Source organism: Acidithrix sp. C25, assembly GCF_904848545.2.
The window spans coordinates 169,541-193,707 of record NZ_CAJHCI020000003.1; the positions used below are offsets into that span (position 1 = coordinate 169,541).

The following is a 24,167-nucleotide window of genomic DNA, read 5'->3' on the forward strand; positions in this document are numbered from 1 at the left end:
CTGAATGAAAAGTGTGGATCCTCATAGACAAGGAGAAATTTGCACCGAGGTAGTTTTCAATTTGAGATATTCCCGAGGTGCTATGACCGCCATTGGGACCGATTGCACAGGTGGTCGGTTAGATTTTGTAAACCAGATCGGCCATATTGCGGCCTTTGGATCTGGAGTGGTATTTGAAGTGTTGGACATCTCTTGGTCTGGCTACTTTAAATGGCATCAATCTATTGGATCTCTAGAGTGTCAGTCTCTGGCGCTAGAGAGTCTTATAGATGAGTAAGAGGCGCTAAGTTTGATTCAATGCGAGAGCGAATCGCTCCGAGAGAATCTAGAGATAGTAAGTGATTTACCAAGGTGGTAGTGGTGGCCGAAGATGTGATGATTGAGTTGGCGAGGTCAGCTGATGGTGAGACTCTAGCGTCGCTTAACGCTTTGATTCCTCAACTTTCTTCTTCGGCGAGGCCGCTCGAAGTTGGAGACCTAAAAAAGTTGATCGATGATGATAATATCTCGCTCCTTTTGGCCCGCGATCGCAACGGTGAAATATCCGGGACGTTGACGTTGGTAACCTTCTCGATCCCTACGGGTATTCGGGCCATCATTGAAGATGTGGTTGTGGATGGTCAAAAGCGTGGCATGTCGATTGGTGCCAAGTTGGTCGATTTTGCACTTGATCTTGCTCTCTCGTTGGGTGCAAAGACAGTTGACCTAACTTCGCGTCCGGATCGAGAGTCAGCAAATCGACTTTATCTCCGAAAGGGATTTCAGATCAGAGAAACCAATGTCTATCGTTTTTCTTTTTAATGATAAGGGCTGAATTTCAAGCATTATATTCAGAATAAACCTGCAGAATCCTAGAGTGTGATTCGACTAGGAGCTCTTAGTTGAATTTTGTGACGTTGTGTCTAGTGCGGTTGTGACTGGAAAATGCTGGGCTTTTGCCGCGGGATGAGGTTACGGCCAGTACTTGTTATCTCTGTTATTTGCCTCATAAAGGGTGCCCTGGCTAACATTGCGAAGGATTAACTACGTTGATGGCCAGGGGTTTCTTTGGCGCATTATGTCCATAGGCTTCAGTCGGAGTAGGGCCAATGATAAAGTGCCTAGGATAAGATAAGGGATAAATAATTCGCGTAATTTAGTGTCGAATACTTTGATAGATGAGACTAGATGTGTGTCAATATTATTGACCTATTTGTCTATTTGATTCGATAAAGTAACTTTTAGGTGGTGGATTTTGTCGCAAATGACCAAATTCTTGGGCGCCAAGAAGGTGCGGCTCGAATCAACTATATCTTTACTTAATGGGCTAGGTTGAAAAAGAGTGGGACCGCGTCTGCTGTAGATGGGTTAATGCAAGATTGTATTAACTGTTTTTAATTCGTCAACTTGCAGTAAAGATCGAATGCTGTTTGGGCGATTTTCTGATCGGGCCTTCTGCAACAATTTGCGCTATTGATTTTTTCTCAAAGAATGAAAGTTATCTCGATTTTGAGCCTAGGACTTCCCTTGGATGAGCCTTGGGTCATCGGCGATGGCTTTTAGTGCTTTAGATCCCTTTTTGATGGTCGGGCGGCTTTGCCAAAGCGAACTTTGACTTTTTGGTGAATCCTGACTCTAGGGGAGTCGGAATGGTATTTGCCGTAGAGTTATTCTGATTGGAATGTTCTTTCTCGCATCTTTCGCCACCCAGCGCTTTTTTGCTGCAGGCCATTGGATCTCATGGTTACAGGTAAAGGTACGACGATGCTTAATCAGCCGGTGGCTTGGTCATGAGGATTTTTGAGGAAAGAAGCTTAACTTGATTTAACGGGTCGCCATTTTGGCAAATAATATATTACTCTCAGGAAAGTTATGGTCGATAGATCCAAGAGCAAGCGCGTGGTAAGACGCATTGAACCAAGATCTTGGCATCCTTGTTCAAAGTGGATGACTGGGCGTTTTCACCTGATGCCGACTCCTTTTTTTTAAATGTTTTGTGACAAATTGGTCAAATGCGTCAAATGTGTTTAGTCTTAGGGGTGGACATCATACGGTAATTTGCAGAGTGATTCCAAACTTGTTTATACTCAAAAAAGTTTTGAGCATTTCCACGTAAAGAGTAAACGGAGGCCATTAGTCGTGCCAGAATCGATCACGATCACCGATAACCGCAGCGGTAAGTCGGTTGAGATCCCTATTGAAAACGGTGGAATATCTTCAGATGCTTGGCGAAGTATTCTTCCCGGTACTTGGTTTTTCGACGCTGGTTTGACCACTACGGCCATGACCGAGAGCGCGATAACCTACTTAGATGGCGACGGGGGAGTGTTGCGTTATCGCGGCTATCCAATTGAGCAATTAGCCGAAGAGTCAACTTATCTCGAGGTAGCGTATCTGTTGCTGAAGGGAGAACTCCCCAATAAAGTTCAATACGACGCCTGGGTGAATGATATTACCCATCACACATTTATTCATGAAAACGTTAGAAAGCGCTTTCTGGAAGGGTTCCATTACGATGCACACCCGATGGGTATGCTTGTCTCTGCGGTAGCCGCCCTGTCTACCTTCTACTCTGATGCCAAGGATATTCACAATCCTGAGGTGCGTGAGAAGCAGATCGTGCGCTTGATAGCAAAGATGCCAACTTTGGCGGCTGCAGCGCACCGTTTTAGCGTTGGAATGCCCTTCGTCTATCCAGATAACGAGCTTCCATTCCCAGCTAACTTCTTGTCCATGATGTGGAAGGTTGCGGAGCCGCATTACAAGGCGAACCCGGTTTTGGTAAGAGCGATTGACGTCTTGTTTATCCTTCACGCCGACCACGAGCAGAATTGTTCTACGACAGCGATGCGTACAGCAGGATCTGCCCATGCCGATCCATACTCCTCAGCTGCCGCAGCTTGTGCGGCTCTCTATGGCCCACGCCACGGCGGAGCCAACGAGGCGGTCGTGAGGATGCTTACCGAGATTGGCTCGATCGATAATGTCGACGCCTTTGTTGAATCCGTGAAAGCCGGTAAGACCCGTCTTCAAGGCTTTGGCCATCGTGTCTATAAGAACTATGATCCTCGTGCGAGGATTATCAAGAAGGTCGCCTATGACGTCTTTGAGGTAACGGGAAAGAACCCGCTTCTAGATATCGCATTGAAGTTGGAAGAGACTGCATTGAGCGATGATTATTTTATCTCGCGAAAGCTCTATCCAAATGTTGACTTTTATTCTGGTTTGATCTATCAGGCGATGGGCTTTCCAATTGACATGTTCCCAGTCCTTTTTGCTATTCCGCGAATTTCTGGGTGGCTTTCTCACTGGTCTGAGCTCTTGGACCAAGACGCTAAAATCGTTAGGCCACGCCAGCTCTATACGGGTGCTCCTGAGCGAAATTATGTAACTATTGAGCAGAGGTAGCCTCGAGCCAACTTGTTGATGTAGCCCTATTTGTGAGTTAAATGCTATAGGGCTCCTTGTCTTTGAAGGAGCCCTATAGTTTTAATTGCAACTATCGCTGGTCTTTTGGCGTTTTTAGGTGGATCGTGATTTAGAAGTCCTGAATCTCTTGATTTATGATTCGCACTAACCCTTCCTGAACCACAGAGACGACCAATCGACCATCGCTCGAGAAGATCTGACCGCGAGCGAGTCCTCGTGATCCAGAGGCGGTTGGGCTCTCCTGGTCGTACAAGAACCATTCATCGGCCCTAAATTGGCGGTGAAACCACATAGCATGATCGAGGCTCGCTACCATTACGCCAGGTTGATCCCAAGATACTTTATGTGGAAGCATCACTGAATCCAAAAGGGTCATATCTGAGGCGTAGGCTATCACGCATGCATGTAAAAGTGGGTCATCTGGAAGAGTTCCATCTGCACGTACCCATACCCTTTGATAGGGTTCGCGCTTTTCTTGGGTCTTGAACATGTTTGGTTCGGTGATGTAGCGCTGGTCCAATGGCCGTGGCCTAGAGTACCACTCGCCCATCCTCTTGGCATATGGCGCCATCTTTTCTTTAAAGGTAGGCAGCGAAAGTGGATCTGGCACGTCGGGCATCTCGCTTTGATGATCGATTCCTGGCTCTTGAATATGAAAGGATGCAGAGAGGTTAAAGATCGCTTCCCCTCTTTGGAGAGCGATGACTCTTCGGGTCGTAAAGGACTTGCCATCACGAATTCTATCGACTAGGTAGACGATAGGGATTCTGGGATCGCCGGGCCTTAGAAAATAGGCATGTAAGGAGTGTACGTTTCCCTTAGAAACGGTTCGTCCTGCGGCCACAAGAGCTTGTCCAGCCACCTGTCCGCCAAAGACCCTCATTCTGTGCTCTTCGGGCGAATAGCCCCGAAAGATATTTTCTTCTATTTGGTCTAAATCAAGTAGCGTAATTAGCGCATCGAGAGAATCTGTCACACCTACATCTTTGCCTAAAAATCTGCAGCATCGGTCGGAATACTCAGAACATGGTGAGATTTTGCGCTTCAATAATTAATATTTTACAAAATGACTACTAAGTTTCGTAAGTTTTATCTGTACTGAAAGCAAAATGGAGCCTATCTTTACTGGAGGATATGATTGAAGAAGGCGGCAAGGTAGATATTTCTGGCACCTATGGAGCACTTCGCTTAGCAAGAAGCCGATAAAAGTTCATGAGATCAAATTGCAGTGGTAAGGGAGCTTTTGCCGCCTACCATATTTGCATCCACCGATATGACTTTCATCCATTCGCCTTATTTAACCCAAACTTGTACCACGCGTGCGGTATTTCGAATTTCATCACTTGACAGGGCGTCTATTAAATTGACACTTTCTATCTTTTATTCACTTTCAATTTAGAATATTGAGCGATCCACCTCCCTTGGGATGAGTAGATAGAGATCCTTTTGGAATCTTTTAAGCTGGCGTGTACGCAGCGGGTGAAATGTTCTTTTTTGTACTCCGTTTCATCGCAAGCGGATCGGCTACGAAGTTGGCAGGCGGGCCAAAGAGTTCTTCAAATGCGAGTTGAGGATGGCGCATTGCCTTACTCTGGCATCTGGTCAGCCTTTTGTTTAAACACTGGGATGTTGGCCAGTTCAGTGCGCTAACCACCGAGGAAATTTCCGGCATTGGACAAAGCCTATCCACATCAATAATTACTGATCGATGAATTCCAAAGGATTTCGTCGCCGTCACTTGAGGCTTTAGCTAACAAGAGGGAGACGAAGCTCTAGTCAACATCAAAGAAAAGGGACTAATTACGAAGGAGAGCCTCATCGGTAAAGTGGGAGCAATTACCAAAGAAAAAATTGAGGAGACCACAGGTCGCCTACTCTCAAGCTTCATAACTGCGCCAAGAGATGATTCATGCGAGGTGCTCAGTCTTTTGATAGGTATCTCTTTGGTCATTAGGAAGACAGATGGCCTACCCTCCTAACTGAGCGTCCGAAGGAACTTGTCTAACTTTTTCTAAGAGAAATTATCTAGTAAAGATAGCAGCACTTGCTTATGAGAGTAGGAAAGAGAGGCTTTGGGCAACCTAATTTTAGGAGTCAAAGACTCTTGGCGTAAGTTGAGCCATTGTTAGCGATTATCTTTATGGCCGTGATCATCGGAGTGCGTATGGATGAAGCCGTGATAACGTGAAGAGTTCCGGCTTTTGGAACCATGTAGCTACCTGCCCCATCTTGTACTTTACCGCTTTCAACGACAATCTGATAGGTCTTGCCAGCCTTTAGCCCATCCACTGTCAAGACCAACTGCGACCCCCATCCTCGCGGTTCAGCCACAATTGTTCCCACGGGTGAAGCCGCCTTATTGTTAGAGACGAGATTTACTACCATCGATGATGGAGAGGACGTTACTGTTGCAAGGTAAGACGGTGCCTTTGGTCTCAGGGCAAGCGTTGACAGCGAGACTACTGCAACTATCGAAGCTGCTATTGCTCCATATCTCATATTTCTATTTGACCTTCGCAACTTCGAAATCTCGACGAGAGCCAGATCACGGTCGACCTTAGATGATCGTTCTTCAATAGCCCTAGGTGGCACTATGAGTGCTACAGAAGCAGGTGTCGCTGAATGCGACCTTCGAATGATAGCGATTGTGGAGCGTATTTCACCTATCTCGCTCTGGCACTCAGTACAACTCATTAAGTGATCTTCGAGTTCAGGATTGCTTCCCGGCCCTTCTATCACATAGCCGCCAAGAGACTCTTTGAACTTGAGGTGTTCGTCCATCTGCACCTACCTCACCTCCTCGCCCATATTTTCTCGAGCCTTCTTCAAGCCATAATAAATGCGCGACTTGACTGTCCCAATTGGAACTTTCAAGATCTCACTTGCGTCGAACAACGATAGGCCCTCAACTACGACTAAATCAATAACTATGCGATGGTCGCTCGATAGAGCATCTAGTGCGTTATTGATCACGATACGGTCAACAACCATCGTATCTAGGTTGTAGAAGCCATCCAACTCTGTAGCATTGTCACCGTTACGACTATGGTTTGGGTCAGTATCGGTCGTGGCAGTCGAGACGTTTTCTTTACGTCTAAAGTTGTCCACCACTAAATTCCGGACCACCTTAAAGAGCCACGGTCGAGCGCTATCTTCATTTAATAGCGTTGGCGAACGTTGAAGTTGTGAGATCAATCTCACAAAACTCTCCTGAACGACGTCGAGAGCTTGACTGCGATCACCGCAGAGTGAGAATGCATATCCAACGAGATCATCTGAACATGACCTCCAAACTACATCCACCCGTTCTGATGCTAGCAATTGTTCCCCTAAACGTCTCGCAGAGTGCCGTATAAGAAAATAGAACACCCGTTGTGGAGATTAACCTCGAAACGGGTGTCCTATTTCAATCTAGCTAAAGATTTACGGTAAAATTGATTAGCCGACTACTGGGGCAGCCAGAACCATTCCACCAGTCGAACCCATGTAGCTTGCATCTCCGTAACTAAAGACGCCGCCATCTTGGGCAATTAGCCAATATCCGCCACCATACGGGGTTGCGAGTATGCCAACTATCGGCTGATTTAGCTTCATTGAGGCGGCCCCGCCATAGTAGCTTGCATCTCCGTAACTAAAGACGCCGCCATCTGCTGCGACCAACCAATAGCCTTTGCCATCTGGAGTAGAAGCAATGCCAACTATCGGCTGATTTAGCTTCATTGAGGCGGCCCCGCCATAGTAGCTTGCATCTCCGTAACTAAAGACGCCGCCATCTGCTGCGACCAACCAATAGCCTTTGCCATCTGGAGTAGAAGCAATGCCAACTATCGGCTGATTTAGCTTCATTGAGGCGGCCCCGCCATAGTAGCTTGCATCTCCGTAACTAAAGACGCCGCCATCTGCTGCGACCAACCAATAGCCTTTGCCATCTGGAGTAGAAGCAATGCCAACTATCGGCTTATTTAGCTTCATTGAGGCGGCCCCGCCATAGTAGCTTGCATCTCCGTAACTAAAGACGCCGCCATCTGCTGCGACCAACCAATAGCCTTTGCCATCTGGAGTAGAAGCAATGCCAACTATCGGCTTATTTAGCTTCATTGAGGCGGCCCCGCCATAGTACTGACTATTTCCAAAGTTAAATACTCCGCCATCGCTACTTGCAAATCGATACCCACCGGGAGTACTGCGAGTTACAAGTTCGTGGACACTGTTTTGAGTATCATTTAAGTAGTAGATAGCTAGCGAACCATCGCTTAAAGTGACAGCTTGGATTCCAAAGAGGCTGCCTGGTGGTTCGTTTGGAGCAACATTTCTCATGGCGTCAACCATTTTGGTCATGGGGTTGATCTCAACGATTGTATTGACTCCACCATTTGCAACTAGGAGGTCACCGTTGAGGGGGTTTATAGTAATCCCAACTGGCACATTCAAAGCACCGTTGCTAACAACCAAGCTTGTTGTGGGTGACGACGTCGATACCCCAGAAATTGCATAGACGCTGTTGTTATATGCATCAGTCGCATAGAGGGTGTCGTTGGCTTTGGAGTAGACGATCGCCGATGGCCCTAAATTTGTAGCCGACGAACTTGAACTTCCAGGGGCTGGTCCCCATGGAAGGCTGGCGAGAAGAGTAACTCTGTCCGCGCCAAAGTTTGGCGCGGTGAGGTTGGAGATAGAGTAGACCTTCCCGTCGTTGACATTACTCCAGTAAAAGACGGGAGATGACCCGTTGCCGTTGAATGCCTGACCCCATGGCCCGTTGAAGGAGTTGGTTACCTTATTGGATGCAGTGGTTTTGTTATTTATGGTTCCAGAACCATTGGTAGAAGCTAACGCTGCTCCGTTTGGGTTATTGTTGCCTAGAACGATTGATACGTCGCCGCTTGGCATCCCACTCGGAGTTGGACCAATATCACTCGTCCAAAGGGCCGCACCATTAGCGTTGAAGGCCAGCCCTGCTGTTCCAAAGAGCTGCCCTTGTGAAATGGTTGTCGTAACACCATTTCTAATCCGGACAATAGAACTGCCTGCTCCATTAGTACCGGCGCTGTTATTGAAATCGCTTACGATTACGTCGCCAGGTTGCCAAAGCGAATTTGAAGTAGGCACATAGTTTTGAGGTACGATAGCGATACCGTAAGGATTTGTATCGCCATTTGCCGAAATAGTTGAGCCAATATTTACATCAACTAGTGATGAAAGAATCGAGCTAGGTGAAGCCATTGTCGCAGATGCTATCTGTGGGGCAGCCACCAAAGTAGCTGCGCCTGAAATTAGCCCAGCGATAGATGTAAGGCCAGCTGCAGCAAGGGGCGGCATTAAGCCGAACCTCGAGACAGACCTAGCCCGCGTTGTTGAGTGTGGTTTTATTCTCATAGGCCAACAACGTCTTAGGTGGCCAAAAGGTTCAATCAATTTACGGATATTTTGCAAAATGCATTTCAACCTTTCTAACTCTTACCTCTGCTGAGACCAAAATGGTGCTGGACGTGATTGATCAGATATTCGATGAAGCTGGCAAGTGGATAGGTGAGGTCCTATGGCACTCTTAGATTTGTAAGAAGTACAAAGGATTTTTTGATTCGATTTCGATAAAAAATGGGCGTTAGTCACCTAAAGTGCGACTCCGGCCATATTGCCTCAGCTGAAGGTAGTCCGTTACCACAAACGCGACACCTCGATCGCCACACTTCAAACGTTTCTCAAGTCAAGTGTTGTGTGACGTCGGGGCTATCTTTCAAGAAAGTCATACCCCAATATCCGATAGACATCTTTGTCATCTTTCTGTCATCTAACAACAAGCGTGGTAGGTTGTCGACCCGACCTGCCAAATCCCTCCAAGTGGCGTCTTTTCCTGACTTTTCTTTATCCAATACTGGCTGGTTGACGCTAAGCAAGCTAGATATTGCAGTGGCAGAGAACCATTTATTGACAGGGACTTGGAGAAAATCCCATATGGGACCGGTACACAATTCCAAGATTAATTATTTCGGAATAGTTTTTGGCTCAAGTTACCGTTGCTATTCCTTTTGTGCCAGTGGGTGCGGGGCTTAGAATTCAAAAAGGTTTAATATCTACTTTTGCAATTGTCTTCTAGGTGGATGAGCTCTTGCCTTGAGGGATCAGTCGTAGGTGAAGACAGGGTAAAAAGGGCAAGAAAAGTGGCGACCCAAACCAATTTCCCCAGTGGCCTATGAATTAGCATTTGGGGTGGCGGTTGCTTTGCTATGTTCAGGTCACCCTAGGTACCTCTGCAAAATCACCTGAAGATGTTTTTGTCAAGGGTCGATATTTTCAAGACTATTTCTACACGAAGCCGACCAGCCTGATGCGATCTAAGGCGTGGTTAATGTTTTCAAAGAACTTGGATTTGCACAATGGGCTACTTTGTCAAAGGACGAATCGTTGCATGCAATAATTAGATGGAGCAGCACCTCAAATTGGAAATTACTAAAAATTTATCGTCAGACCGTCACGGACTGACCGCAAAAGAAGATATGCAAGTTACCCATTGGGGAATTTTAGATATCGCCCTAACCGATGGACAGCGAAACGTCATTGGTAGAGCGACTTGCAAAAAGATGTGGCTTTGTTGTCCTACAGCCATCAATCCTAGAACCAAACTCCAAGATGGTTCATACCTGTGAATCTTTATAAGGAGTTTTTCAATTCCAACTCTCCAACTCGTTACCTTCCTACCGCCGTGTTTAGGATATAAAGAGTTCATTTTGTCGTGAATTGTTTCACATTATCGCTATAGAAAATCGCAAAAGTTGTCGACTCTGATCTAGACTGATATTATTCATATATCTGTGGGCGCAAAAATGTGGTAATGGAATCTTGGGCCCGACGAGGTTTTATCGAAAGTGTTTAATTTGAAAAAGTTAAGTTCCCTGCTGCTTGAGGTTCGAGCATCCGGTAAATATGTAAAGGCGTTTCGATACGTTGTGACCTCTGGCGTCTCCGTAGTAGTTGCCCAGGTCGTTCTCTTTGTTTGCTTTGGTCTTACTCGACGTTTTAGCGCCACCACCTCAAATTTCATCGCAACTGGGGTTTCGGCAGTTCCTGCTTATTACATGAATCGCAATTGGGCGTGGGGTAAAAGCGGAAAGTCTCACTTTTGGCGCGAAGTCTTCCCTTTTTGGTTCTTGGCGTTTTTGGGCCTTGGTCTATCGATGGGTATGATCGCCCTGACCACAAGATTTGCTACCACTCATGGCTATACCCACTTTAAGACAGCAATTTTGGTAAATCTTGCTTCGATATTTGCCTTTGGAATTCTTTGGGTTGGCAAGTTCTTTATCTTTAATAAGTTTATGTTTACCAATGATGACATCAACTCGACCCTAGTTGCCAGTGGTGCCTTTGAAGCTGAAGCGGTCTGATCTGGTAAATTCGAAAGTTTTGGCGTTTGTTTTAAGGTTAGTTGATGGATGTTTTTGAAGCTGCAAAGCTAGTCGTTGGTATCGATACCAAGTCTTTCGAGGAAGCTAAAGCTAGGCAGTTGACCCTTACAAAGCCGCCTTATGCGCTTGGAGCCTTAGAAGATGTTGCGGCTCAAATTTGTGGAATCGCCTCATTGGTGCCGGCTAGAACTCCCTCTCGTGGAGCCCTGGCTATATTCGCCGGAGATCACGGTGTGCTAGAAGAGGGGATCTCTCCATGGCCAATGGAAGTGACTGCCCAGATGGTCGGAAACTTCCTAAGCGGAGGAGCCGCTGCCAATGTTCTGGCTAAGCGAACATCGACCAAGGTCCTAGTTGTCGACGTTGGAGTGGCTCTAGACCTTGTGCCAACAGAGGGTCTCATTATCCAGAAAGTTGCTAAGGGTACCTCCAACCTAGCTAAAGGTGCTGCTATGACAAGAGAACAAGCAGCCAAAGCAATTCAAGTTGGCTTTGATGTCGCCTGTGACTTAGTTTTAGATGGCCATGACATTCTAATCGCGGGCGATATGGGAATTGGGAATACAACCCCTTCAGCCGCGATTGTAGCCTTTATGGTCGGTGCCCCCGTGGCATCGGTGACGGGCTATGGTACTGGTATCTCTTCGGAGTTGTTTGAGAAGAAGGTTGCAATCATTGAGAGCGCAGTTTCTAGGACTGCTAGTTCGATAGATAGAAGTGACGTATTGGGAGTTCTAAGTTCGATCGGAGGCTTTGAACATGGCGCAACCGTTGGCTTTATAATCGGGGCTGCATTTTCAAAGGTTCCACTTGTATTAGATGGTGTGATATCAAATTCCTCTGCACTTCTTGCTCGTGAGTTGTCTCCTTTATCTCTCCAATATTGTTTTGCCGGTCATGCATCACGAGAAGTTGGAGCCAAGGTGGCTAATTCCGCGCTTGGCATGGAGCCTCTTTTGAATTTGGATCTTGCTTTGGGCGAAGGTTCAGGCGCACTCCTTGCGCTAGGACTGATTCAAGGTGCCACAGACCTCTTGGCGGATATGGCGACCTTTGATCAAGCCGGAGTTACCGAAAAGTAATCTTTGAAAAGTAATCTTTGAGCTTGGAGCGAAGCTATTTCTTGGCAGATCTTTAGGATAGGTGGATCGATCAAATGGCCGTTACCAATTCATTTATTTGACTAGATTTGGTTAGTCTTAGCTAGCAAGCTCAGCTGTAAGTTTTGCGCTGATGAGAGCGTCGATTCCATCTAGGAGATTTGGGGAGAGATCGCCCAAGTATCGCGAAACTGGGTTATTGAGAGAGAGTCCTATCTCGGCCGCTTCGTCGCAATATGTCCGTGCGATCTCGACGCTTTGTTCTAGCGCCCCAGATATTAGAATTTCGCGTCGCGCAAGGGAGAGTTCACCTAAACCAAAGGCACCTTGGCGGTTGGAATCTAGTAGCCGTCGCAATTTTGAGGATTCGCCTGCGTTTTCTAGGGCAATTATTGTTGGAAGTGTGTAGATTCCTTCAAGTAGATCTTGGCCAGGGGCTTTTCCGAGTTGGTCGTCAGAGCCTATAATGTCCAATACATCATCTCTTATCTGGTATACCATTCCAAAGAGATATCCGACTCGATCGAGTTTTTTAGCGACATCGTCCTCCAACCCGGCAGCTAACGCACCGATCTTGCAAGACGTTGCCATCAAAGAGGCGGTTTTCCCCGAGATAGCTGAGAAATATTCCTGTTGGGTCCGATTGGTTTCAAAGGCCGAGTTAACTTCGAGGATTTGGCCCTCACATAGTCGAGCTAAGGTGTCTGCAAGGAGTTCTGCTATCGATTGGCTAAGTCGAGCTGCGATGCCAGCTGCTCTTGCTAGAAGGAAGTCGCCAGCTACGATTGCTATGAGGTTTCCCCACTTTGCATTTACGCTGGTTACATTGCGACGGGTGGTTGCTTCGTCCATGACGTCGTCATGGTAGAGCGATGCCAAGTGTACTAGTTCAACCGCCACTCCGGCTAAGAGTATCGATTCATTAAGTTCACAACCGCCAGCGATCGCGGATGCCATCGCAAGGGTAGGTCGTATTCTTTTGCCACCAGCGTTTATTAGATGGGTGGCTACTTCGGATAGGCGAGGATCATCAGATGCGACAGATCGAGCTAGTAAAGCTTCGATTCGATCCATTTGAGCGGGATAGCCTTCTATAGGTATGTCGTAGAGTAAATGCACTGTATTCTAGGCTATGTGAAGTTAACCATAAAGTAGTAACGTGCGCGAAAAAAAAGCATTTAGTCCATTGTTTTAGTGACGAGATCGGGGTAATACTTCTCGTTGAAATGGATTATCTAGCAAAAGGTGTGTCAACTTTCACAGCAAAATGTTAGTTGATTGTTAACTGAGCTCTACTCTAGGTCGATAAAAGTTCGATACTTAGGTAGAAGGTGGTTCTCGGCGATGGCAAAGCTGTAGGTGCCCGGTGCGAATAGTGCGTTATTGTTGATTCATAGAGGATCTAATTTGGTAATTTGTTTGGCATTTTTAACCCTTTTGAGTCAGATCGAGGTTTTGATTGAAAAGATCTCCTCGATAGGGAAAGAAAACAGCCAAGTGAGTGTTTCAATACTTACGAATAGTTAATGAACAGGTCTGATATGGGTTTTAGCGAAATCGAAATTACAATTGATAGTGTTCTATCAGCCCTAGCGGGGAGGCAAAGTCTTGTTTGAAAGATTCACAGATAGAGCTAGACGAGTTTTAGTGCTTGCACAAGAAGAAGCTCGCCTTCTCAATCACAACTTCATTGGAACTGAGCACATCCTACTGGGCTTAATCCACGAGGGCGAAGGAGTGGCCGCAAAGGCACTCGAGTCCCTTGGGATATCTTTGGATGCTGTTAGATTTAAAGTCGAGGAGCTTATCGGCCCAGCAGCCGGCCCAGCAGCCGGTTCTCCGCCTTTTACCCCGAGGGCCAAGAAGGTTCTCGAGCTTTCACTTCGTGAGGCACTTCAACTCGGCCATAATTACATTGGCACCGAGCACATGCTTCTGGGATTGGTTCGAGAGGGCGAAGGTGTAGCCGCTCAGGTTCTAACCTCCCTTGGAGCCGATCTCTCGCGTGTTAGACAACAGGTCATACAGATCCTCTCTGGTTATCAGAATCGAGAGACCGCTGGAGCTAGCGTGGGCGGACAGACCTCTCAGGGCGAAAATTCAACGGGATCCCCAGTTCTAGATCAATTTGGCCGAAACTTGACGCAAATGGCTCGCGATAAGGAGTTGGACCCTGTAGTGGGTCGCGATAAAGAGATCGAACGTGTAATGCAGGTCTTATCGCGACGTACAAAAAATAACCCAGTTCTAATCGGAGAGCCTGGGGTCGGAAAGACTGCCATAGTAGAGGGTCTTGCCCAAAAGATAGTGGCTAACGACGTCCCAGACACTCTTAGAGGCAAGCAGCTTTACACTTTGGATCTTGGTTCATTGGTAGCAGGTAGCAGATATCGTGGTGACTTTGAAGAGCGTCTGAAGAAGGTTCTAAAAGAGATTAAGACCCGCAAGGACATCATTCTCTTTATCGACGAACTTCATACCTTGGTAGGTGCTGGTGCTGCAGAGGGGGCTATAGATGCCGCTTCGATTCTCAAGCCTATGCTTGCGCGTGGTGAGTTGCAGACGATAGGTGCTACAACCCTAGATGAGTATCGTAAGCATCTTGAGAAAGATGCTGCCCTAGAGCGACGTTTTCAGCCCATAAAGGTGGGAGAACCAGCCCTTGAGCACACCATTGAGATCTTGAAAGGTTTGAGAAATCGCTATGAATCCCATCACAATGTCACTATCACCGATCAAGCGATAGTAGCAGCTGCAAATTTGGCGGATCGTTATATTGCTGATCGTTTCCTTCCTGATAAGGCTATCGATCTAATCGATGAAGCCGGGAGCCGCCTGCGAATTCGTCGTATGTCGATGCCACCTGAGCTAAAGATTATCGAGGACGAGATAAATGGTCTAAAGCGTGACAAGGAGGCAGCAATCGAGCGTCAAGCATTTGATGACGCCAAGAGGATTGCCCTTCGTGAAAAGGAACGCCAAGAGGCAAAGACTGCGCTAGAGCTTGAATGGAAAGCCTCCGGTCAAGATCTCTTTGACATTGTCGATGAGGATGTAATAGCTGAAGTTCTTTCCAATTGGACAGGGATTCCGGTCTACAAGCTAACTGAAGCTGAGACAGCCAAGCTTTTGCGTATGGAAGACGAGTTGCACAAGAGGGTTATAGGCCAAAATGAGGCCATAAAGGCACTTTCTAAGGCGATTCGCAGAACTAGAGCAGGATTGAAGGATCCTAAGCGACCGAGCGGTTCCTTTATCTTTTTAGGGCCGACAGGCGTTGGAAAGACGGAGCTGGCTAAGACCTTAGCTGACTTTCTCTTTGGTGATCAAGATGCTTTGATTCAACTCGATATGAGCGAGTATATGGAAAAGCACACAGTTTCTAGGTTGGTTGGTTCGCCTCCAGGATATGTCGGTTATGACGAGGGTGGTCAATTGACGGAAGCTGTCAGACGAAAGCCGTTCTCCGTCGTCCTCTTCGATGAGGTAGAAAAGGCTCACCCTGATGTCTTCAATGCTCTTTTGCAGATCTTAGAGGATGGTCGTCTTACCGATTCGCAAGGGCGAACAGTTGACTTCAAAAATACCGTTTTGATTATGACTTCGAACCTTGGAACTGGCGATCTGCGCAAGTCCAGCGTCGGTTTTTCTAAATCAAGTGACGATGTGACCTATGAGATGATGAAGCGTCGAGTGAACGATGCTCTCAAGGCTCACTTCAAGCCTGAGTTTTTGAACCGTATTGACGACGTGATCGTCTTCCACGAGCTGACACAAGAAGAAGTTACAGAGATCGTTGATCTAATGATCATGCGTGTTCAGTCGCAGCTTGAGGCGATGGGAATTGGATTGGTCCTTACCCTTAGCGCGAAGGAATATGTGGGAAAGAAGGGTTACGATCCAGCACTTGGTGCCAGACCGTTGCGAAGAGCGCTCCAGAGGTTGATCGAAGATCCGCTATCTGAGAAGCTCCTTTGGAAGGAGTTCAACGCCGGCGATACTGCAGTTGTGGATGTCGAAGGTGATGAGTTGGTCTTTAGGAGAGTTGAGGGTCTACAACCGCCAGAGATCGAGCTAGCTGAAACTGGTTCTGGACAAGAACAGCAATAGATCATAGGTATTATTTAGGAACCGCTGAAATTGGCATCTTTATAGTTTGCATGGATCTTCAGATAAATCTTTGAGACCAAAAGATGAATTAGGATCTAAATTTTTGTCAGGTTTTCAATATGTTTAGATTGCTTCCCCTCTCACATCTGTGAGAGGGGAAGCTTTCTTTAAGATCTCTTTTGTAACTTCTTGAGAGTGAAAGGTCGCATTGGTTTTGGCCATTGGGTTACAACAAGCTGATAGCGTCTAAGGCAATGAAAGCTAATTCGAAAAACTCTCCCAAGTATGCATGTGGCGATTGCGGATCAGGATATGCGACTTGGCTTGGACAGTGCGGGGTCTGTGGGGGATGGAATACCATAGCACCCATAGTGCGGCCAAATAACATAAGTGGAGCCGACAAAAGAGTTTCGGTTGCTCCGAGTGTTCTTTCCCAGGTTGCAAATGGTCCGAGTGTTCGGATCTCTAGCGGACTGAGTGAATTTGATCGAGCGCTCTCTGGTGGAATTGTCATGGGTTCGACGACCTTAATCGGTGGCGAACCAGGAATCGGTAAGTCGACTTTGGCCCTAGTGGTTGCCAATTCAATTGGTAATGCTAATTTTCGAGTACTTTATGTAAGCGGTGAAGAGTCTGGCGCTCAAGTGGCAGGTCGTGCGAGCCGCATGGGCCTTGATTCAGGGGCAGTTGACTTTTTGCATGCCGTAGAGCTACAGGAGATTTTAGGGGTAGTCGCTAACTACGATCTGCTCATAGTGGACTCCATACAAGCTATTTACGACGGCGAGAATACAGGAATGGTTGGTTCGGTAATCAGGTCCGCCACTGTGCGACAACCCTAAATGAGCTTGCCAAGGCGAATGGGATATGTGTTTTGATTCTTGGCCACGTAACAAAGGATGGCTCGATAGCAGGTCCTAAGTTGCTTGAGCATCTGGTAGATGCCGTTTTCGTCCTTGAAGGTGAGAGAAGTGGGCAAGATCGCTCGATTCGTTGCGTGAAGAATCGCTTTGGTCGCGTCTCTGAGGTCGGTTATTTCAAGATGGTCAACCAGGGCCTTGTGGATGAGCCTGATCCTTCAGTAGCACAGCTTCAAGACAGACTAGAGGGTGCTAGCGGTTCTGTGATTAGTGCCATTCGAGATGGTCTTAGGGTGAGGTTGGTTGAAATCCAAGCCTTAGTTGTCCTCAATTCGCGTGAGATCCCAAAGCGAGCTTTTCTGGGTCTCAGTGGCCAACGATGCCAGGTGATAGTAGGTTTGATTGAACATTTCGCAAAGATTCGTCTCGACAAGTTCGATATCTTTGTTTCACTTACCGGAGGCGTTGTCTCGGACGATCCCGGATTGGACCTTGGCATAGCAACTGCCATTGTTTCGGGAGTTTTAGGTCTTGCACTACCCCAAAATGTTGGAGTATTGGGTGAATTGGGGTTGACGGGTGAAGTTCGGCGGGTGAGCGGCGACGCCGAGCGTATTACAGAACTACAGCGCCACGGCTTTGATCGATCGATAGTGCCGAGACTCGCTGAGGCGAGCCGTGGGGCAAGATCTGTAACAACCCTGAATGAAGCCTTAGCGTCGCTCTCTCTAATCAAGAATAAAAGCTCCACAAACCATTAGAATACTTGTACATGTTTTCTAAGACGGGGCCCGAAATATCATCTACGCTGGCGCTTGTATCGCCAGGTGCTCCTCTTCGTGATGGTTTGGATAGAATTCTGCAAGCCCGCATGGGAGCTTTGGTCGTCGTTGGAGATAGCGCTGACGTTCTTTCGATTTGTACGGGCGGATTTCTCTTAGACACCGAGTATTCCCCTCAGCGTCTCTATGAGCTTGCCAAGATGGACGGAGCCATAATTTTATCGGGGGATGCGCGCCGTATCGCTCGGGCCAATGTCCATTTGATGCCGGATCCAAAGGTTGTAACCTCTGAGACAGGAACGCGCCACCGCACAGCTGAAAGAGTCGCTAGAAGCCTTTCAATCCCGGTATTATCCGTCTCAGAGGAGCAGTCGGTAATAACAGCATATCGTGGTGATAAGCGCCATTCTCTGGCCTCAATAGGGGCTCTGCTCTCGAAATCGAATCAAGCACTAGCAACCTTGGAACGCTATGGACAACGCCTAGATGAGGTATTGGCACGACTGGATCAATCGGAATATACCAACCAAGTTCATTTTCGAGATGTGGTCCTTGTCTTACAAAGGTACGAGATGGTTCGACGGATTGCAGAGGAGATTGAGACATCCCTCGTCGAGCTTGGTGTCGATGGGCGCTTAGTCTCGCTCCAACTCAATGAACTTTCAAGTGGTTTTGAGCTTAACTATCGGGCGGTTATCGAAGACTATATGGGTGCTTGTTCTATTACTGAGGCCGATGCGGTAATAGAGTTTTTGGGATCAATGGAGACCGACGATCTCTTGATTCTTGAAAAGGTAGCCAAAGGCCTTCTTGGGATATCGCTGTGCGCAAAGGTCTGGGGTAACTTCGATCGTCGCGACCACAGGCTCGAAGAGAGCCAGGTCTCGGGACGAGGAATGAGAGTTATGGCAAAAGCCCAAGAGCTACCCGTTTCGGTTCGATATGCCATTTTAGATGGCTTTCCCGCCGGGAGAAGTCTTGCTGAAGCCTCGGTTGAAGATTTGGTAGAGATACCAGGAGTTAGTCAGATCTGGGCTAGAGCTGTGGTCGACATCTTTGCTGGCGAGGACCCCAAAGTCCATTAGTAATTTAGTAATAAAGTCCATTAGCGATTTACTTTCAGGGAGCTAGAGGTTATTGGCCCCGACCGTTGCATGAAGGCGTTGTGCTGCTTTTTGGCCTGACTCAATGCAAGACGGAAGACCGACGCCGTCGTATGCAGCTCCACAAATTTCGATAGCTCCGACCTTGGAAAGCTCTTCTCTCGCTGAGGCGACTAGCTGGGAGTGAAAAGGACGATATTGCGCAAGTGCATCCTTCCACCTAAAGACGACCGATTCTATCGGTGCAACTGTGGCACCTAAGACCTCCCCAACTTCTTGGCTGACAGCTCTAGTGAGATCTTCGTCGCTCATCGATTCGAACCTAGTATCTCGGTGGCGTCCAATCGAGACCTTTAGTATCTCAAGGCCTGAATTATCGAGGTGGCTCCACTTTCGACTTGCAAATGTGATTGCTGTGATGAGCCTATTGTTTATCTTGGGAACTAGGACGCCACTTCCTTTGAGAGGGGCTTTGAAGCTTCCCTTCTTGTAGGCCAATAGGACGATTCCCACTTGTGAGTAGTCGATTCTCCCAATTAGTTCTGCGACCGCTTGAGATACTCCACCAAGAAGTGTGGTGGCTTGAGGGGCTGGCAGCGCAAGGATTAGAGCATCGGCGCTCAACTCTTGTGCTATCTCTGAGTCGTTCTCGGTTGCAATTGCCGTTGATTTGGTTCTAACGTGAAATTTAATGCCATCGCTAGCCAGAGCTATAGCTTGAGTAGACGTCATTATGGTCGCTCCCTCTTTGAGAAGATGGGCGACACCTCCTTGAACTAAAGTTTCAAGGCCGCCTCCAAATGATGCGAAGGGTATCTCACTCTTTGTCCCATCGGCCGAAGGTTTAGGCGGTGCGATCTTTATTAGCGATTTTGCTAGCGAACGTCCACTTTGGCTGTTATAAGACTTTAAAAATGCAGGCGCTACTGAGGCGAGTCCCAAATACTTGGTGGAGCCGGCGTTGATCCCACCCACCATGGGGTCGACCAATAGTTCGTCAACTTCGTGGCCAAAGCGAGCACGGATTAGATGAGATATTGTGGCGTCATCACCGATCTTTGTCTTAGGGAGTACAAAGTCCAACCCTGCGCGAAGTCGACCTTTTAAGCTGAGCATCGATGCGCTACCCAGAAAGGCCCTGATATCGACTGGAACACCCAACATGATGCCCGAGGGCACATCATGAAGACGCCCTTTGGCGAAGATGGTTGCTGAGAAAGTGCTGGGTCGAACGACTTGATCGAGGATATTAAGTTTCTTGGCGAGGTCGATTCCGGCCTGGCTTCGGGTGAGGAAAGAATCGGGGCCAACGTCGATGGAAATGCCCGCGATCATCTTTGATCGGATCTTTCCACCACAGCGATCTTGAGCCTCTATTAGGGTAATTTTGGTAGGGTCGACTCCCAAAGAGATTAGCTCTATCGATGCTGCTATGCCGGTGATTCCGGCGCCAACTACAAGGTAGTTCACTTGATGTGTTCCTCCCTGTTGGCTAAAGTTGCGCTAGCCCTTTCGTTTTTTCGAATCTCTTCTCCGTTTTGATGGAGAAACTCCACAAGTTCAACAAGTTTTGTGGGGTCTGTTTCTGGAAGCACACCATGGCCAAGGTTGAAGACATATCCAGGTGCGAACGCTGAATCCATAAGCACTTGGCGTGCCTGTGAGATAATATTATCGACTGAAGTCAGACAGACTACTGGATCGAGGTTACCTTGAATCGCCACCTTGTCGCCGAGGCGTTTGGTTGCAGTTGTAATTTCGGTATTAGAGTCGAGGCCAACTGCACTTGCCCCAGCCTCTACGAAGAGTCCGAGCAGTTCAGAGGTATTGGTTCCAAATGAAATCATGGGAATGTTGAACTTTGAGAGTGATGAGAATATCTCTGAGGCACAGGGGGTAATAAATCGACGATACTCTCTAGGAGAGAGGGCGCCCACCCAAGAGTCAAAGAGCTGAATTGCATTTACTCCGGATTGAGCTTGGGCGCTGAGAAAGTCCACGGTAATCTCTGTCAAACGCCAAAGGAGTGATTCAAAGAGCTTTGGTTGGGTGTACATCATCTGCTTTGTCTTTATGAAATTTCGACTTGGCTTTCCCTCGATAAGGTAACTGGCTACAGTAAATGGACCTCCGGCGAAGCCGATTAGCGGGACTTCAAGCTCTTTTTTTAGAATCTCAATCGTCGAAAGGACATACCCGGTATCGGTTTTGGCATCAAAATTGGCTAGGCGCTTTAGATCTGATTCGCCTTCAAAAGGTCGATCGGTAGTTGGACCGGTACCTGGAATAATATCGATACCGAATCCGCAGGCATGGACCGGAACGATAATGTCCGAATACAATATTGCTGCGTCTACCCCGTATCTTTTTACCGGTTGCATGGTGATCTCGGCGGCGAGCGATGGGTTTGCGACTGCATCTAAGATCGAACCTACTCCCCGAATTGCTCGATACTCAGGTAGGGAACGTCCTGCTTGACGCATGAACCATACGGGAGTTTTTTCTGTTTTGCCAAGGCTAAGTGCCTGAATAAAGTTTGACTCGCTAAAGTCAGCCATTTGGCTGGTTGAATCCATCTGTATCTTGCCTTTTATGGGAAATTGGTGGTCGAAATTCAAAACACCCTCTAGAGAGCGAGTGCCATCAGAAAGTTTTGAAGAGCGCCTTCGATTTCTACGTCTTTAAATTATCTATCTTCGAAGAGATCCTGGCCATTTAGAACCATCTTCAATATTCTAGATGGCAAGGCCCAACAAGTGATAAATGATCCATGACATTTTGTTTGCCTATTCCTGTAGTTGCTCTTATCGGCCTGGCCTTGCCATCTAGAAGTCAGTGACTGATACTTTAAATGCTCAACTAGCCTTTAATGGCGCAATTATGACGGTGTTGTTGAAGGGGTTTCAAAGAGGTCATCTCTCCTCTTTTAGCGCGGGGCATTTATTTGAAAATCGGTTGCAGCTTGAGTTTTGGCTTTAAGACCCATGAGAGGATCAATTCGTTTGAATACTCATCCCGATCTCGCACGTGAGCGAGACTACATAAAAAGGGCCTATGAGCGTTTGGACGAGATCCGTGCCGGCCTCAATAGCACTCTTTCGGATGCTTTTGAGCAAGAGCGCGGTGGAACCCATCAGGCTCGTACGGAGCGAGACATGGTCGTACGAGCGACACTCGATCGCCTAGAACATCTAGAATTTGGCATCTTGGCGCTGTGCTTTGGCCGGATTGACAGGGATAAAGATATCATTGGCCCATCTGAAAGTTTTTATCTTGGGCGAGTCGCTGTCGCTGATTCTGACATGGAGCCCTTGGTAATCGATTGGCGGGCGCCGGTCGCGGAACCTTTTTATAGAGCAACTGCTCGAAATCCTATGGGTATTTCCCTAAGGCGCCACTTTGAAATTAAGGATCGAGAGCTGATCGCGATAGAAGATGAACTTCTAGGTGATCTTGATAGTTCTGGTGGCCAAGGGGTGGAACTTTCGGGGGCAGGTGCGCTCTTTAGCGCCATGGACCGTGTTCGAACTGGCCAAATGGGAGATATCGTTGCTACGATCCAGGCTGAGCAGGATGAGATTATTCGTGCCCCACTTCCTGGAGTTCTTGTCGTTCAGGGTGGCCCAGGTACTGGAAAGACGGCAGTCGCACTGCACCGTGCAGCCTATCTTTTGTATACCTATCGCGCGAGGCTTGAAAATCAGGGGGTTCTCGTAGTAGCTCCAAATGCCACATTTGCGCGTTATATCGAGCGCGTCTTGCCTTCGCTTGGTGAAACTGGTGTAGAGATTACAACGATCGCGAATCTTATTGACTTGAATGTGGAGCTTCGTCGGGCAAACGATCAAGAGGCCCTGATTAAATCGGACCAAAGGATGGTTTCGGTAATTTCTAAAGCAGTTTTAGATCGAGAGCGCCCGCTCTCTAAGGATCTATCTTTTTATCTTGGTTCGGTTCAGCTTTGGGTTACCAGAGAGATGTCGATGAAGGCTATACGCCAGGCCAGAAGGAGAACGGGAAGCCACAACGAGAGGGCAAAGATTGTCGAGGCAGTACTCTCCCGTCAGCTGGCCAAGATCTATATAGAGCTTACAACAAGGTTTCAAAGAGATGAACTAGCAAAGTTTAACGAAGAATCTCAAGCATACGACCAGGAGCATCAAGACCTGATTATTGAGGCAGTCGATCCCGAAGAAGACGACGAGGCCGTGATAGCAGAGGTCGTAGGATCCATAAAATCTGAGTCGGAATTTATTAGAATCGTTACCCGAATTTGGCCGCGTCTGACCTCGCTTGAATTGGTGAACGACCTTTTTGCTCACCCTGCATTGACCCGTTTGGCATCAAGAGGAGTCCTAAACGAGAAAGAGGTTGAGGTCTTGACCTCTTCTCACAAAAGAGGCTACTTCTCGAGGTTTGATCTTGCCCTGGCGGACGAAGCTTATGTGCATCTGGGTCCAGTTTTGAAACGAAAGGGCCATCAGTCTGAGGTCAATCGTTATGGCCATATAGTCGTCGACGAGGCGCAGGAACTTTCATACATGGAGGCGCGCGTTCTTGCGCGTCGATCAATTAGCTCTTCTATTACTTTGGTAGGTGATCTATCTCAGACGACATCAATCTATGGTCAACGGGATTGGAATTTGATAGTAGCGCCGCTGTGCGGCGCAATTTCAAAGTGGAACTATAACGAGCTCAGTATAAACTATCGCACTCCCATCGAGATCTCGGACCTCGCCTATCGCCTCTTTGATCCAACTTCCATGGGTCTCGCGCCCACGGTGTCGATTCGCTCTACAGGTGTTGAGCCCAAGATCATAGAGATATCTGGCAAAGTTGAAAGTGAATCGATCTGGCCTTGGGTTGAAGCTGCCGCCACTGAGATTGGTAGTGGACTAGTTGGAGTAGTGGTTCCCTCCAATTTTGAGCTATATGAAGATTTGGAAAATTGCAGAGCTCTATGGATGCAAGATCACCAAGAGTCAGCTTTAATTGAGATTAGGGAACTCGATTATGCCAAAGGTCTTGAATTCGATTGTGTCGTGATAGTTGAGCCCACTTGTTTGGTCAAAGATGAGGCATCGGCGGAAGCCGCCCTCTTTACAGCGATAACTCGTGCCACCAAGAGGTTAACGATTATCTATGGCGAATACGAGAGATCGAAATTGTTGGAATGGAAGATTATTGGAAGTTAACTGAAAGGCTGCTCTGATCAGGTCGATATGAAATTATTTGTAAGATTTGATAGGCATAAAGAGGTTTGATTGATTTAGTACGATTTTATTTTATAGAACAGAGATCCTGACTTTCGGGTTAGTCTAGATTCTGCAATACTGAACAAGATGTCAGCTTTAGGGGTGACTGTGGCCGTCTAGGTCAGTTTGAACGTATTTTACGG

At 47.4% G+C, this 24,167-nt stretch carries 17 protein-coding genes; 10 read left to right on the forward strand and 7 right to left on the reverse strand.

What is annotated here, in order from left to right:
* Positions 1-61: 61 nt before the first annotated feature.
* From ACIDITHRIX25_RS99920 to ACIDITHRIX25_RS99930, 3 genes are all read left to right on the forward strand, one after another.
* Complete coding sequence (locus ACIDITHRIX25_RS99920) at positions 62-277, forward strand: hypothetical protein (protein ID WP_052604869.1); 216 nt, start codon at positions 62-64, stop codon at positions 275-277.
* An 83-nt stretch (positions 278-360) separates the two neighbouring features.
* A complete protein-coding gene (locus ACIDITHRIX25_RS99925) occupies positions 361-801 on the forward strand; it encodes a GNAT family N-acetyltransferase (protein WP_249685802.1) in 441 nt (146 codons plus the stop codon).
* A gap of 1,317 nt (positions 802-2,118) precedes the next feature.
* The gene (locus tag ACIDITHRIX25_RS99930; protein WP_052604870.1) at positions 2,119-3,387 is read left to right on the forward strand and encodes a citrate synthase; all 1,269 of its coding nucleotides are present in this window, start codon (positions 2,119-2,121) and stop codon (positions 3,385-3,387) included.
* Between the two features lie 130 nt (positions 3,388-3,517).
* Here the strand turns inward: ACIDITHRIX25_RS99930 and tesB are convergent, their stop codons facing one another.
* The 4 genes from tesB to ACIDITHRIX25_RS99950 form a co-directional block, all read right to left on the reverse strand.
* On the reverse strand, positions 3,518-4,384 hold the full coding sequence (gene tesB, locus ACIDITHRIX25_RS99935; protein WP_052604871.1) for an acyl-CoA thioesterase II: 867 nt from the start codon (positions 4,382-4,384) through the stop codon (positions 3,518-3,520).
* Between the two features lie 1,118 nt (positions 4,385-5,502).
* Positions 5,503-6,195: an anti-sigma factor gene (locus ACIDITHRIX25_RS99940; RefSeq protein WP_052604872.1), complete on the reverse strand. Its 693-nt coding sequence runs from the start codon at positions 6,193-6,195 to the stop codon at positions 5,503-5,505.
* The gene (locus tag ACIDITHRIX25_RS99945) at positions 6,196-6,729 is read right to left on the reverse strand and encodes a sigma-70 family RNA polymerase sigma factor (RefSeq protein WP_052604873.1); all 534 of its coding nucleotides are present in this window, start codon (positions 6,727-6,729) and stop codon (positions 6,196-6,198) included. It abuts the gene before it with no gap.
* Positions 6,730-6,846: 117 nt separating this feature from the next.
* A complete protein-coding gene (locus ACIDITHRIX25_RS99950; protein WP_201731879.1) occupies positions 6,847-8,727 on the reverse strand; it encodes an NHL repeat-containing protein in 1,881 nt (626 codons plus the stop codon).
* A gap of 1,556 nt (positions 8,728-10,283) precedes the next feature.
* Here ACIDITHRIX25_RS99950 and ACIDITHRIX25_RS99955 point away from each other — a divergent pair.
* Both ACIDITHRIX25_RS99955 and cobT read left to right on the forward strand, forming a co-directional pair.
* On the forward strand, positions 10,284-10,793 hold the full coding sequence (locus tag ACIDITHRIX25_RS99955; protein WP_052604877.1) for a GtrA family protein: 510 nt from the start codon (positions 10,284-10,286) through the stop codon (positions 10,791-10,793).
* Positions 10,794-10,837: 44 nt separating this feature from the next.
* The gene (cobT, locus tag ACIDITHRIX25_RS99960) at positions 10,838-11,896 is read left to right on the forward strand and encodes a nicotinate-nucleotide--dimethylbenzimidazole phosphoribosyltransferase (RefSeq protein ID WP_052604878.1); all 1,059 of its coding nucleotides are present in this window, start codon (positions 10,838-10,840) and stop codon (positions 11,894-11,896) included.
* Positions 11,897-12,013: 117 nt separating this feature from the next.
* Here cobT and ACIDITHRIX25_RS99965 read toward each other — a convergent pair whose 3' ends face one another.
* Positions 12,014-12,988, reverse strand: a complete 975-nt coding sequence (locus ACIDITHRIX25_RS99965; protein WP_052604879.1) for a polyprenyl synthetase family protein — start codon at positions 12,986-12,988, stop codon at positions 12,014-12,016.
* A gap of 534 nt (positions 12,989-13,522) precedes the next feature.
* Here ACIDITHRIX25_RS99965 and ACIDITHRIX25_RS99970 point away from each other — a divergent pair.
* From ACIDITHRIX25_RS99970 to disA, 4 genes are all read left to right on the forward strand, one after another.
* The gene (locus tag ACIDITHRIX25_RS99970) at positions 13,523-16,024 is read left to right on the forward strand and encodes an ATP-dependent Clp protease ATP-binding subunit (RefSeq protein ID WP_052604880.1); all 2,502 of its coding nucleotides are present in this window, start codon (positions 13,523-13,525) and stop codon (positions 16,022-16,024) included.
* A gap of 254 nt (positions 16,025-16,278) precedes the next feature.
* On the forward strand, positions 16,279-16,866 hold the full coding sequence (locus ACIDITHRIX25_RS99975; protein WP_201731880.1) for an ATPase domain-containing protein: 588 nt from the start codon (positions 16,279-16,281) through the stop codon (positions 16,864-16,866).
* 32 nt (positions 16,867-16,898) lie between these two features.
* Complete coding sequence (locus tag ACIDITHRIX25_RS99980) at positions 16,899-17,645, forward strand: magnesium chelatase domain-containing protein (RefSeq protein ID WP_201731881.1); 747 nt, start codon at positions 16,899-16,901, stop codon at positions 17,643-17,645.
* Between the two features lie 11 nt (positions 17,646-17,656).
* Positions 17,657-18,751 carry a DNA integrity scanning diadenylate cyclase DisA gene (gene disA / locus ACIDITHRIX25_RS99985; RefSeq protein ID WP_201731882.1) on the forward strand — a complete coding sequence of 365 codons (1,095 nt, stop codon included), beginning with the start codon at positions 17,657-17,659 and terminating at the stop codon, positions 18,749-18,751.
* 42 nt (positions 18,752-18,793) lie between these two features.
* On the opposite strand, the gene hemG is transcribed toward disA, so the two are convergent.
* Positions 18,794-20,239, reverse strand: coding sequence for a protoporphyrinogen oxidase (gene hemG, locus ACIDITHRIX25_RS99990; protein ID WP_201731883.1), 1,446 nt, complete (start codon positions 20,237-20,239; stop codon positions 18,794-18,796).
* Complete coding sequence (gene hemE / locus ACIDITHRIX25_RS99995) at positions 20,236-21,345, reverse strand: uroporphyrinogen decarboxylase (RefSeq protein ID WP_249685805.1); 1,110 nt, start codon at positions 21,343-21,345, stop codon at positions 20,236-20,238. The genes hemG and hemE overlap by 4 nt, the downstream gene beginning before the upstream one ends.
* A 426-nt stretch (positions 21,346-21,771) precedes the next feature.
* Between hemE and ACIDITHRIX25_RS000000100000 the strand changes: the two genes are divergently transcribed.
* Positions 21,772-23,964 carry a HelD family protein gene (locus ACIDITHRIX25_RS000000100000; RefSeq protein ID WP_201731884.1) on the forward strand — a complete coding sequence of 731 codons (2,193 nt, stop codon included), beginning with the start codon at positions 21,772-21,774 and terminating at the stop codon, positions 23,962-23,964.
* Positions 23,965-24,167: the final 203 nt, after the last annotated feature.